13 protein-coding genes are annotated in these 12770 nt (G+C 39.9%); 6 read left to right on the forward strand and 7 right to left on the reverse strand.

The annotated features are described in order from the left end of the window. Positions 1–181 precede the first annotated feature (181 nt). Positions 182–1108 carry an RpnC/YadD family protein gene (locus ACE1B6_RS11670; protein ID WP_413257401.1) on the forward strand — a complete coding sequence of 309 codons (927 nt, stop codon included), beginning with the start codon at positions 182–184 and terminating at the stop codon, positions 1106–1108. 50 nt (positions 1109–1158) lie between these two features. On the opposite strand, the gene ACE1B6_RS11675 is transcribed toward ACE1B6_RS11670, so the two are convergent. After that, entirely contained in the window at positions 1159–2583 is a 1425-nt protein-coding gene (locus ACE1B6_RS11675; RefSeq protein ID WP_413257402.1) for a PAS domain-containing sensor histidine kinase, read from the reverse strand. A 504-nt stretch (positions 2584–3087) separates the two neighbouring features. Here ACE1B6_RS11675 and ACE1B6_RS11680 point away from each other — a divergent pair. Further along, positions 3088–3861, forward strand: a complete 774-nt coding sequence (locus ACE1B6_RS11680) for a DUF1350 family protein (protein WP_413257403.1) — start codon at positions 3088–3090, stop codon at positions 3859–3861. Here the strand turns inward: ACE1B6_RS11680 and ACE1B6_RS11685 are convergent. Next, entirely contained in the window at positions 3807–4280 is a 474-nt protein-coding gene (locus ACE1B6_RS11685) for an ATP-binding protein (RefSeq protein ID WP_413257404.1), read from the reverse strand. The two genes, ACE1B6_RS11680 and ACE1B6_RS11685, sit on opposite strands and share 55 nt — an antisense overlap. 221 nt (positions 4281–4501) lie before the next feature. Between ACE1B6_RS11685 and ACE1B6_RS11690 the strand changes: the two genes are divergently transcribed. Continuing rightward, the gene (locus ACE1B6_RS11690) at positions 4502–5638 is read left to right on the forward strand and encodes a PP2C family protein-serine/threonine phosphatase (protein WP_413257405.1); all 1137 of its coding nucleotides are present in this window, start codon (positions 4502–4504) and stop codon (positions 5636–5638) included. Positions 5639–5645: 7 nt separating this feature from the next. Here ACE1B6_RS11690 and ACE1B6_RS11695 read toward each other — a convergent pair whose 3' ends face one another. The 4 genes from ACE1B6_RS11695 to ACE1B6_RS11710 all read right to left on the reverse strand — a co-directional run bounded on the left by ACE1B6_RS11695 (position 5646) and on the right by ACE1B6_RS11710 (position 7700). Next, positions 5646–6002, reverse strand: coding sequence for an STAS domain-containing protein (locus ACE1B6_RS11695; RefSeq protein ID WP_413257406.1), 357 nt, complete (start codon positions 6000–6002; stop codon positions 5646–5648). Between the two features lie 142 nt (positions 6003–6144). Then, on the reverse strand, positions 6145–6807 hold the full coding sequence (locus ACE1B6_RS11700; protein ID WP_413257407.1) for a helix-turn-helix domain-containing protein: 663 nt from the start codon (positions 6805–6807) through the stop codon (positions 6145–6147). 113 nt (positions 6808–6920) lie between these two features. Further along, positions 6921–7415, reverse strand: a complete 495-nt coding sequence (locus tag ACE1B6_RS11705; RefSeq protein WP_413257408.1) for a Dps family protein — start codon at positions 7413–7415, stop codon at positions 6921–6923. 21 nt (positions 7416–7436) lie between these two features. Continuing rightward, positions 7437–7700 (reverse strand): ParB N-terminal domain-containing protein, encoded by a 264-nt coding sequence (locus ACE1B6_RS11710; protein WP_413257409.1) that lies wholly within the window; start codon positions 7698–7700, stop codon positions 7437–7439. Between the two features lie 131 nt (positions 7701–7831). Here ACE1B6_RS11710 and ACE1B6_RS11715 point away from each other — a divergent pair, with 131 nt between their 5' ends. Beyond that, positions 7832–9517, forward strand: coding sequence for a SpoIID/LytB domain-containing protein (locus ACE1B6_RS11715; RefSeq protein WP_459563017.1), 1686 nt, complete (start codon positions 7832–7834; stop codon positions 9515–9517). 110 nt (positions 9518–9627) lie between these two features. Here the strand turns inward: ACE1B6_RS11715 and ACE1B6_RS11720 are convergent, their stop codons facing one another. Next, positions 9628–9927: a ferredoxin gene (locus ACE1B6_RS11720; RefSeq protein WP_413257411.1), complete on the reverse strand. Its 300-nt coding sequence runs from the start codon at positions 9925–9927 to the stop codon at positions 9628–9630. A gap of 335 nt (positions 9928–10262) precedes the next feature. Between ACE1B6_RS11720 and ACE1B6_RS11725 the strand changes: the two genes are divergently transcribed. Next, a complete protein-coding gene (locus tag ACE1B6_RS11725; protein ID WP_413257412.1) occupies positions 10263–11261 on the forward strand; it encodes a Gfo/Idh/MocA family protein in 999 nt (332 codons plus the stop codon). Further along, a complete protein-coding gene (locus ACE1B6_RS11730) occupies positions 11258–12763 on the forward strand; it encodes a dolichyl-phosphate-mannose--protein mannosyltransferase (RefSeq protein WP_413257413.1) in 1506 nt (501 codons plus the stop codon). Before ACE1B6_RS11725 ends, ACE1B6_RS11730 begins: the two co-directional genes overlap by 4 nt. Positions 12764–12770 lie beyond the last annotated feature (7 nt).

Below are 12770 nucleotides of genomic sequence, written 5' to 3' on the forward strand. Positions count from 1 at the left end.
TCGTTTCTGCGGGTGGAGGCTTCGTCAATAGACAGCCTGTGAAGCCTGAAGCTTGGGGTTTTAGTGGAGTGCAATTAGCTCTATTTTAGTCCTAAGAAGCCCCCGTTATATTTCGCAGAAATTAACGGGGGAGAACGTCACTTATGGTGTTAGAAGTGGTTGTTGATTAACATTAATATAAATGACAAGACTTGTTTACGATCAATTTGCCAAAGATTATCTAACAGGATTGTTAACTCCTCTTGGTGAGGTGGAAACTAACCGAGATGTTCCTGACGAAATGCAACAAATAGATGTGCGATTTATTCCTTACCAGTCAGAACGAAGCGACAATGCCCAAGTGTTAGGATTGTTAGGGCAAATCGCCCGTACTCCATCCATTTTTGTGCCTTTCCACAATGCTGTAAGCCCGAACCAAATCCGTAGTTGTATGGGTAAACTGTTTGATATTTACGCTAATTTACAACGCCAGTATCAGCAAGAAAACAGCTGCCTTGAGGAAGCTATTTTACCTTGGCTGTGGATTCTTTCTCCTACTGTTTCGTCAACTATTTCTCAGGGATTCAAAGCTGAACAAAACCTTAGTAAATGGCCTTCAGGAGTTTATTTTTTAGGAGAATCCCTGAAAACAGGGATTGTGGCAATTGATCAGTTACCGCCTACGGAAGAAACGTTATGGTTGAGACTTTTAGGTAAAGATAATGTGCAAAAACAAGCTATTAATGAAGTAGGCAAACTTCCTGCGAATCATCCCTTACGTGCAAACGCTCTTTTATTATTAGTTAATTTGCAAGCAACCATTCAAGCAAATAAAAATATCGATCGCGAAGATCGGGAGTTAATTATGGAGTTGTCACCATTACTTTTGCAATGGCGAGAAGAGGCTTTACATGAAGGCGAAGAACGAGGTTTACAGCAAGGTTTAGAGCGAGGCGCAAGGACGGAACGCCGCATTATTATAGAAAGTTTCTTGCGGGCGCGATTTGGTGATTTGGATAAGGAATTATCGGGAATTATTCAGCCTTTGTTGGAATTACCAACAGAGGAATTTGCGGTATTATTGTTGCAATTGTCTCGTGAGGAATTGCTAGCTAGGTTTAGTTGTTAATCAGTAGGTATTTGCGCTTTAGCATAGAGCGCAAATACGTATCTCGTACTTCATTTAGACTGCTGAATGGGGATTTCAATAATAAATTTAGTTCCCTGTTTAGGTGCGGAAACACAAGTTAAATTCCCCCCATGTTTTTCTACTATAATTTGATAGCTGATAGACAAACCAAGCCCAGTTCCAGCACCAATTGGTTTGGTAGTAAAAAAGGGATGAAATACTTTGTGGCGGACTTCTTCTGTCATTCCGATTCCGTTATCTGCGATCGCAATTCTCACCCATTCTTTTCCCACTACTTCAGTGCAAATAGAAATCCTGGGTTTTCCTAAAAAAGTATCGTTAGTGAAGCGAGATACAACTGCATCGATCGCATTACTAATGATATTCATAAATACCTGATTAAGTTGCCCTGCATAACATTCCACCAAGGGCAATTTTCCATATTCTTTGACAACTTCCACCCCTGGATATTTTCCTCTTGCTTTCAACCTGTTTTGTAAAATTAGCAGCGTACTATCAATTCCTTCGTGTAAATTGACTGCTTTTTTTTGCGCTTCGTCTACGCGAGAAAAGTTGCGTAAGCTAACAATTACTTGCAGAATGCGATTGGTTCCCAATGTCATCGAATCTAGCAATTTTGGCAAATCTTCAGCGACGAAATGTAATTCTTGCGACTCGATTTCTGCTTTAATTTCTGGCACGGGATCGGGATAGTATTGTTGATATAAATTTAAAATATGAAATAGGCTTTGGGCATATTCGTTGATGTGAGTCAAATTGCCATAAATAAAGTTAATTGGATTGTTAATTTCGTGGGCGACACCAGCTACTAATTGTCCCAGAGATGACATTTTTTCGGCTTGAACTAGTTGGGATTGGGTGTGTTTTAGTTGATTCATTGCTTGTTCCAACTGTTCGGCTTTTTCTCTTAATTCTTCTTGCGATCGCTTTAGCGCCTCTTCTGCTTCCTTCCTTTCCGTAATTTCAAATCGAATTGATAAATACTGCACTGGTTTTCCGGCTTCATCTAAAAAAGGAACTATGCTAGTATCTACCCAATAAAAACTTCCATCTTTCGCTTTATTCTTGATTTCTCCTTTCCAAATTTTTCCTCTACTAATCGTTGACCACATTTGCTGGAAAAATTCTTTACTGTGATAGCCAGAATTGACGATTCGGTGATCTTTTCCAATTAATTCTGCTTGCGAATATTGAGAAATTTCACAAAAAGTATTATTGACATAAGTAATGATTCCCTTTGCGTCTGTTATCCCTACGATCGCTGCTTTATCTAAAGCACATTTGATGTCTGCTAATTCTTTGATCGTTTGTCGAATTAATTCCTCACTATATTTGTGTTGCGCTACAGAAACAGCGTAAGCTTGTAGCACATCCTCTTCCTTATTTAGCATTTCTCCTTGCGAGACATCTGTGGTTTTAAATACATTTTCTTGGCTGATTTTCTTGGGCTTCATCTTGGTTTGCTCCTAGAAATATAGTGAGTATTTTTAGCGGAATTTTTAAAATTTTTACCTAATCTTATCAAAGTTTGTACGCTGTTATCTTTTGTCTGATTGGCATAGGATCAAAAGTACCCATCTTCTACAAGCATAATCTCGCCTTAGTATTTTCGGTCAAGCTATGTTGCTTAGTAGAAAGATTATTATATGTTAAAAAAAATCGTAATTTTCGGAAAAGATATTAATTTTCCTTAAGTAAATTAGGTTAATTTGTAATTGTCAATTAGCTGCTGCGGTGGGAAAGCAGAAATTTTGGGATTAATAAAATTGAAATCAATTAATAATTGATGGAGAGTAGTTCAATTGCGATCGCTTTAAAGTATCAAAAACGGATTTCGTCTTCGGACACAATAGATCGCACTCCCAGGTTGGCACTGTTTTAACTCAGAATTCAACATTTGCGGCAAACTCCCGATCGTCGCATTAATATTAAAGAAGTGTTAACTACCTTTTCTGAGTATGGACTGGCAAGAATTTTCTGGTAACTGGGTGCTGATTCCCAAACGTCCGATCGCGATCGTGCATTTCTTAGGTGGGGCTTTTGTCGCTACTGCGCCGCAAATCACCTATCGTTTATTATTAGAATACTTGGGTAAAAAGGGCTATGTAGTAGTAGCTACACCTTTTGTTAATACTTTAGACCATACGGCGATCGCTAAAGATGTCTTGTTAAATTTCGATCGCACTTTAGATCGATTGCACTATCGCGGATTACTCCAAGGATATCTTCCCATTTATGGACTTGGACATAGCATGGGTTGTAAATTACACTTACTAATCGGTAGCCTTTTCCCCGTCGAAAGAGCAGGTAATATTTTAATTTCCTTCAATAATTATGCAGCTAGAGATGCCATTCCTCTAGTTCAGCAATTCAATTTTAATAACAGTTTCAATGTAGAATTTACCCCTTCGCCCCTAGAAACTAATAATATTATCCTGAGAGGCTACCAAATCCGGCGTAATTTATTAATTAGATTCTCTAACGATACGATCGACCAAACTCCAGCTTTAACTCAATTGTTACAAAAACTCCATGCCGATATGGTAATAGCCCAAACTTTAACAGGTAGTCACTTAACACCTTTAGGACAAGATATTAATTGGCAAACAGGACAAGTTTTTACTCCGTTTGATGCGATCGGACAATGGTTTAAACAAGAAGTATACCGCGAACTAAATCAGTTAAAATCCGTGATTTCGCACTGGCTCGATCCCTTATCCTCATTGCCATAATATTTCACCATTAGTAAACAATTGCGCTGTTCAGTATTCCTGGTGTAACTAAGATGATCGGATATAGCTTCTAATAATCTTAAGCCCCTTCCCCCACCTGACTCATTTTCATGATTAACAGGCATACCTTTAAGTTTTTCTTTCAAATCAAATGGTAAACCATAATCCCAAATTCGCATTTCTATACAGTTTTTTGTCACCGTAACTTCAATATCGATTGGTACTTCTGAAGGTCGATCTTTATGAGCATGACGCACTGCATTAGTAAACGCTTCTGCCAAAGCAAGTTGACAGCGCAACCAAATTTCTCTAGGAACTAGCGAATTGTATAACTGATCGAACCAAATTAGAACATCAGTTAAAGCTTTTAAATCAGACTTTAGTTGTATGTGACTTTTGCTTAAAGTTGACAATTTCACAAAACCTTTACCTTTAAGAAAATTCTCAGGTACTAATTTAGTAAACTCTCCGGCAATTTTTCAATTGAATTGGTATTTTATGTATAATTACTAGGGTATGCTCTAGTTTACCTCCTGCTAGTGGTATTATCTTAAATCAGCATCTCCCCAACTCACCAGAAAAATTTTGGATAACTTTGGTAGAGGATTCTATATTAAAGCAATAGTATCATTCTTAGTCCATGTTTCAAATCCTAGTAGTTGATGATGATCCTGCGGTTCAGCTAATACTGACAAGGTTGCTGAAAAAACAAGGTTATGATGTAGCAGTAGCCAGCGATGGGGAAGCTGGTTTAGAACAAGCAAGGCAATTACATCCAGCACTAATTATTTGTGATTGGATGATGCCTCGTTTAGATGGAATTGAAGTTTGTCGGCGGGTAAAAGCTGACAAAAAACTTTCCACTACGTTTTTTATTTTACTAACTTCTTTGGGATCGATCGAGGATCGAGTTCGAGGATTAGATGCTGGTGCAGATGATTTCATCTCTAAACCAATAGAAATCAATGAATTAAAAGCCAGAGTTAGAGCAGGTTTAAGATTACATCAACTTAGTCATGACTTACAAAGGCAAAAGCAAATTTTGGAAGCAGAATGGGCAGAAGCTGCCGAATATGTTCGTTCCCTGTTACCGGAACCTTTGACTAAGCCAGTAAATATTCAGTCTCGATTTATACCTTCCCAACGTTTGGGGGGAGATTGTTTTGATTATTTTTGGTTAGATTCGGATTGTTTAGCAATTTATTTATTGGATACAGCGGGACATGGATTAAGAGCAACCTTGCCTTCGGTTTCTGTGTTAAATATTTTGCGATCGCGCACCATTCCCAATCTCAATTATTATCAACCCAGTGAAGTTTTAAGTGCCTTAAATCAAACTTTTCAATTAACTTACCAAAACGATAAGTATTTTACTATTTGGTACGGCGTTTATAATCAAGTTAATCAAAAATTAATTTATGCGAGTGGCGGACATCCACCAGCAGTTCTGATCTCTGGAAATTCTCCTAATAACCAACAAGTACAATGTTTAAGAACACCTGGTATGCCGATTGGGATGTTTCCCGATGCCATATTTACCGATCGATCGTGCCAAATAGAAACTAATAGCACTCTCTACATTTTCAGCGATGGAATTTACGAACTCCATCAACCAGATGGCAGTATGTGGTCGCTAGAAGAGTTTATTAAGTTACTATCGCTAAATACGAAAAATTATGGGAAATCCAATTTAGAGTCAATTCTACAAATAGTGAGTTCAATTAACACTAAACCCATTTTTGATGATGACTTATCTATCTTAGAGATTCAATTTTAGTTAATTACTAAGTGGATTTGTCTGGATTTGGTATGGCGATCGAATCCAGCTGATTTATAAACTCCTGGCGGTTGGGGAAAATTTGAAAAACTTTATCCATACTGGTAAGTTCAAACAACATTTTAACCTGATCGTTGATCGCGCAGATAAATATCTTAGCCCCCGAAGCCCGGACTGTTTTCAATGCTAATACTAAAGCTCCTAATCCCGAACTATCCATAAAGGTAACATCCTGAAAATCTACCAAGATGATTTTCGCTTTATTATCTATTAAGTTAGTTACTTCTTCCCGGAATTTAGTGCCTTTTAGACTGTCTAAAATTCCACTAGGTTGAATAATTTTTACATCAGGATGAGAATTCATATTGCCTAGAAAAAAGTTTCTTCTAAATTTTTAAGAACGTTCACACAGCTAAAAATTTTTTCATATTTAGCTGTTTTTTGTAATAGCTCAACACTACAGTTGTAGCCACTCGCATTTGACTTTACCACAAAGAGGGCTTAGTTTAATTTTTATTTTGTGAAGAGACGGGGATCGCTCTAGCACGGTAGAGAAGTTTTTCACCTTGACGATAGCCAATATGAGTTACTTTTACAAGATCTCCTGGTTGCGCTGTTCCTTTAATTAATTGATGTTGTTGGGGATCGAATGGTAATTCGACACCTACGGAAGCGATCGCCTCCACGCCCCATTCTCGCAAAAGTTGTTCCACAGGTCGTAACAAAGGCAACAATTTCACTGCCAAAGCTGCTTCGGGTTTTTGTTGCGCCGCATAAGCAGCCGTAGGCCATTGTATCAGCCAAGATTCCAAAGTTTGCAGACTTTTTTGTTGAAATTCTTGCTGTAAAGTAACTTTTTGTTCTGCGAGTTGCTTTTGCAGTCTTTGATATTCCTGTTCCAGTACTGCCGATTTGTTTGATGACTCGATAAACTGGAACTGAGAAGCAGAAAAAGCAGCTAAAAAGTCCTTTAATGGCATTTTCAAGGTAGAACTCAGCTTCAGAACCGTTTCTACTTGCATTTGCATTACCTCTCCCCGTCGCAATCGCTTGATCTGCCGTTCGGATACACCTGCTTTTTGACTTAGTGCTTTAAAACTGGAAACACCAATCAGCTGCATTAGTTGATGCAGCTGATTGGTGTAGTCTAGAAGCGGAGACTGGTTCATTTGGGAATTGGGGACTAGGGAATGGGGAGATGGGGAAGTGGGGAGGTGGGAGGAGAATTTCATCCTCTGCTTCTGCAATCCCTTACTTTCCTGCCCCAAATTATGCCAAAAGCTTATTGATTAGTTAAAATGCTGCGGAGCATCCAAGCAGTTTTTTCATGGACAGCTAAACGCTGGGTTAACAGATCTAAAGTAGATTCGTCACTGCCACTTTCAGCAGCCGGGAATATGGAACGAGCAGTTTTAGCTACTGCTTCATTACCTTCTACGAGCAAGCGTACCATATCCTCTGCATTCGGTACATCTTTAGTTTCAGGAATTGAGCTTAATTCAGCAAAGGTGCTGTAGGAACCGGGCGCAAACACACCTAAAGATCTGATTCTTTCGGCAATTAAATCCACTGCCAATGCTAATTCGTTGTACTGTAACTCAAACATGGCGTGCAGCGAGGTGAACATTGGTCCTGTGACGTTCCAATGAAAGTAATGGGTTTTTAAGTAAAGCGAGTAAGTATCAGCTAAGAGGCGAGAAAGTCCGCTAGCAATCTCTTTACGGGCTTCTTCATCTATGCCGATATTCAAAGGTAAGGATTTTGGTTGAACTTGCATATTTTTCTCCTAATTTCATACTTAAGCTAGGTGCATTTTTAAAACGGAAGTAGGTGCTTTGCGAATTCGGCAGAGGACAGTTTCTTTACCTAGTTTTTGACAGGCTTCGTAGCGGTGACAGCCGGAGAAGCCGTAGTATTTTCCTTCTACTTCTAAGATATCGATCGGTTCTTGTTGACCAATCTCTTGAATAGATTTCATTAAAGATTCTACTTTGGCTGGGTCTGTTTGCCGAATTAACGGGCGACGAATGTCAGTTAGGGGTATTTCCTGTACTCTTACCATCGGATTGGTTGCTGGTGGTTTTCTCTCTTAAATAAATCATAGTCGTTATGAGTTTGAATAGCAAGTATTTGGGCAACAAGTTTCTGGCAAGATCGGGTAATCTAACGGAAGTGAGCGATCGCAAAACAGCCATGAAAACTCGCACCTATAATGTCAGAGAGATTCAGAAACGCACTCAGCCAAGGGTTTGGGCGTGGTTAATCAATAGTTGCCATATTGTTGTCACTGTCACTTGTGTATTGGGGATAGGGACAGCTGGACTAACCCAACAGCGGGGAGTCAAAGATGATGTGGAATTGCAAGTGGGGATCGTGCAAAGATTTGGGGAAGATCTCCAGGATCGGATTACCTTGGAAGCGACGGAGGGCGATCGCTTAACCCTGCGCTTTCTAGCGGGGAACATGAAACCAACTACCCTAGCGGTAGAAAAAATCCAACTACAAATTGCCATGCAGCCTTTACCTGAGCCAAAATTAGAGGAACGGGTAGTTTTAAGCAATCACCCCAACTTTGAGACAGCGGAAGACGCAGCTAATCAATGGCGCAGTCGGGGGATACAGGTAGAAATTGCCCAACCGACGAACCGTTGGCAAGTTTGGGCGAGACGAGATGTTTACAGTAATGCGGTAGTGCGGCGTTTGTTGCTACAAACGATTCAAGCTCAAGGTATGCGAACTGCTTACCTCGATACCAAAGTGATCGATCGCGTCCCGAAAGTGTTTTGGGCGGTGAATGGTTTGGGTTACAATCGGCAAAATGTGGAAATTTCGGCGCAAACAGGGCTAATCCGGGTGAATGCAGGTAAAACTCCACGTTCTGCCCGGTTATATTATGGTTCGCTGAAAATTCAGCCTAATGCTTACGGCAATTACACTTTAGTTAATCAAGTACCGCTAGAAACTTATTTGCGGGGTGTGGTACCTTATGAAATTGGCGCAGGTGCTCCCCGTGCGGCAGTGGAAGCGCAAGCGATTATTGCCAGAACTTATGCGCTGCGGAATTTGCGACGGTTTGCGATCGATAATTATGAACTTTGCGCTGATGTTCATTGCCAAGTTTATTTTGGTTTGAAGGGGGCGACGGCGAATACCGATCGCGCGATCGCTACGACCAGAGGTTTAGTGCTAACCTACGATAATCAGTTAGTGGATGCTCTTTATTCTTCTACTACTGGGGGAATTACGGCTAGTTTTAGCGATGTGTGGAATGGGCCCGATCGACCTTATTTACAATCGGTACTTGACACGACCAAAAATGTTTGGGATTTATCGCGGTACAGTTTAGCCGACGAACAAAACGTGCGCCGATTTATCGGCTTGAAAACAGGTTTCAATGAAGAAAGGGAATCTTTATTTCGCTGGCGCTACGAAAGCAAACTACCGGATATTACTCAGCAATTACAAAAATATTTGGCATCGAAAAAACATCCCCTTGCCAATCTGCAAAGCATTCAAAAAATGGAGGTCACAGAACGGGCAGAAAGTGGGCGAATTTTGCAAATGAATGTTCACACCGATCGAGGTGTCGTCGAACTACATAAAGAAGAAGTCCGCAGTGCTTTTAAACCTCCTCGCAGCAGCTTTTTCTACTTAGAACCGCTGAAAAATCCCAACCAAGAATTACTCGGTTATGCTTTTGTCGGTGCTGGTTTTGGTCACGGAGTTGGCTTAAGTCAAACAGGTGCTTCTCAGTTGGCTAGACTTGGTTGGTCAAGTCAACAGATTCTCAATTTTTATTATCCGGGGGCCAAACTAGAACCACTCAATGAGTCAATTATTTTTTGGCAAGAACCTCCTAACCCAGCTAAATCTAGCTGAAATTAATCAGGGATTTAGAAATAATTGGGTGATTGGTTATTTACCAATTACTTGAGTACGAACAGTTAGCCATCAAAAAGCTGATAGCTAACTGCTGGGATTGCCCGAAATTAATAAAGTTCTTCTTCTTGGTGAGTGATGATAGTGCAGTCAGATGTAGGATAGGCTACACAGGTTAGAACAAAGCCTTTTTCAATCTGATCGTCATCTAAAAAAGACTGATCGGATTGGTCAACTGTGCCGTCTTTAATTTTGCCAGCACAAGTTGAGCAAGCACCTGCACGGCAAGAGTAGGGTAGGTCAAGTCCTTGTTCTTCCGCCGCGTCAAGGATATAAGTATCATCTTCGCAGTCGATGGTGGTATCAATACCTTCGGTTTCGTTAATTAACCTAACCTTGTAAGTCGCCATGTATCAATCCTCTCAAGTATTCTAAACGGCGGTATAAGTTTTCCTTAAGCAGTCCTAGCGATGTGAGTCGGCTCGGTTCTGCGATCGGATTTCTTTCACCTTCTTGATACTACGTGAAAAGTCAAGAATTTTGATAGCGAATTAGCACTTTGAGTGAACGGTATTCGTAATTAATTCTGCTAATCTTATCCTGATTACTTATACTTATTGCAGAAAGTGACAACTTCGGTTTTAGAGAATCGATTTTTGTGCGCTCTCTGGCGGGAAATTTCCTTGTATGCTAGACCGAAAAGTGTGAAATACTTGACGGATACTGTTGTCCCAACTCTTTAAAGATGAGTGCTTCTGCCCATTTTTCTGTTACAGTGCCTCTGAAGGTCGGCTTAGTCGGTACGGGTTATGCTGCTAAACTGAGAGCCGAAACTCTGCAATCTGATTCCCGTGTTCAGTTGGTAGCGGTAGCTGGTAACACGCCAGAAAGAACTGAGTCTTTTGCTCAAACTTACCAAGCGGCAGCGGTGTTAGGCTGGCAACAGCTAGTTCAGCGTCCTGACTTGGATTTGGTAATTATTGGTACTATTAATAGCGAGCATGGTGCGATCGCTCATGCTGCCCTAAACGCTGGTAAGCACGTAGTTGTAGAATATCCCCTGGCGCTCAATCCTTGGCAAGGCGAAGAACTGATCTCTCTAGCTGCCAATGTCAACAAACTTTTGCACGTCGAACATATTGAACTGCTCGGAGGCTTACACCAAGCATTAAAGCAAAATTTAGGCAAAATTGGTACGCCTTTCTACGCCCGTTATAGTACCATTAATCCGCAAAAACCCGCACCACGTAAGTGGACATACCACCCCAATCAATTTGGTTTTCCTTTTGTGGGTGCATTGTCACGACTTCACAGATTAATTGATTTATTTGGAAAAGTCGCTTCTGTGAGTTGTGAAAGTCGCTTTTGGTCAAGTGAATCAGAATATTATACTGCTTGTCTTTGTACAGCTAAATTACGTTTTACCGACGGTTTAATTGCTGAGTTAACTTATGGGAAAGGCGAAGTTTTTCACCAAGCAACTCGTCCTTTTGAAGTTTACGGCGATAATGGTTGTTTAATGTTTAATGGCGATGAAGGTTATTTAATTCAAGGCGAAGAAAAAATTGCGATCGATGTCGGTAGTCGTCGAGGCTTATTTGCCAAAGAAACCAAAATGGTTTTAGATCGCTTAATTGAAGGGACACCTTTATATGTCACACCTGATGTTAGTTTGTACACTTTAAAAATAGCCGATGCAGTACGTCGAGCCTCTGAAACCGGAAAAATAATTGAGATACTATGAAATTTGCCAAACAAAATTCTTTGTTGTCTTTGCCTTGGTTTAGTTTCGGAATCTTAGCAATAATGGCTTTGTCATTCTCCCTACATTTTTGGGGACTTGGCAGATTCAATATGCTCGTATTTGATGAAGTTTATTATGTTAAATATGCTCGGAATTATTTAAGCAATCAACCATTTTTTGATGCTCATCCTCCTTTGGGAAAATACATGATTGCTGTGGGAATGTGGCTGGGTAGTCAGGTTTTAGGCAAGGATTTAAATAGTTTATCCAGTACAGCAATTTATCCTTGGATTTATCGTTGGATGAATGCTTTAATTGGTTCTTTCTTTCCCTTAGTTGTCGGAGGAATCGCTTATCTCTTAACTCAACGTCGCAGCTACGCTTTAATTGCTAGTTTATTCATGGCTGTGGATGGTTTATTTTTAGTGGAATCTCGCTATGCACTAATTAATATTTATTTGGTAATGTTTGGTCTTTTAGGTCAGTTATTCTTGCTGACAGCTTTAACAAATCGAGGTAAAAATCGGCAAATTTGGTTGTTTTTTAGCGGCATTTCTCTCGGTGCATCTGTAGCAGTTAAGTGGAATGGATTGGCGTTTCTGTTAGCAATTTATATTTTATGGTTCTTAGCTTGGTTTTTGCAACTTTTCCCCCAAAATCGCCCAGATAATTCCCCGGAAATCTCCAGTAATCGCTTCACAATTAGACAAGTTAAAGAAAGTATTTTACAAAATCTTACGGAGATTAACTTCTTACAAGTGACAATTTTTTTGGCAGTAATTCCAGCGATAGTTTACGCTTTAGTATGGATTCCCCATTTAGAGATTAATAAAGATACTAATTTTGTGAAAGTTCATCAACAAATGTTGGGATTTCACCAAAATATGAAAAGTGGGCCAAAGGTGCATCCTTACTGCTCTAGCTGGTATACTTGGCCTTTAGTAATTCGTCCAGTAGTTTATCTTTTTGAAAAGTCAGCCACTAGTGCTAAAGCAGCAGCTTTACCACCTTTACCTTCGGGAATTAAACAGGCTACTTATTCGGTTTATGGCATGGGAAATCCAGTTTTATGGTGGTTGTCTAGTTTGGCAATTTTACTGTTAATTGGTTTGTTGTTGAAACGAGTTTGGCTATGGTTTAAAAATCTTTTGCATCGAGGAAATTCGCAAATTAGTTATTATAATTACTTTCCCCAAACTAAGGAATTGTGGTTAGTTGCTTATGTGGTAATTAATTGGTCGGCGCATTTTTTACCTTGGATAAAAGTAACACGCTGTACTTTTGTTTACCTTTATATGAGTGCGTCGGTGTTTGCTTTTTTGGGTTTGGCTTGGTTGGTCGATCGCTGGTTGCAAAGTTACCAAAGTCGTCTGAGAATTATGGGAGTAACGGCGATTTTTCTAGTTTTGGCAGCTTTTGTATTTTGCCTACCGATCTATTTAGGATTACCTCTGTCATTACCGGAATATCAACTGCGGATCTGGTTAAAAAGTTGGATATAATTTAAAC

Source organism: Floridaenema fluviatile BLCC-F154, assembly GCF_041929135.1.
GTDB lineage: Bacteria > Cyanobacteriota > Cyanobacteriia > Cyanobacteriales > Aerosakkonemataceae > Floridanema > Floridanema fluviatile.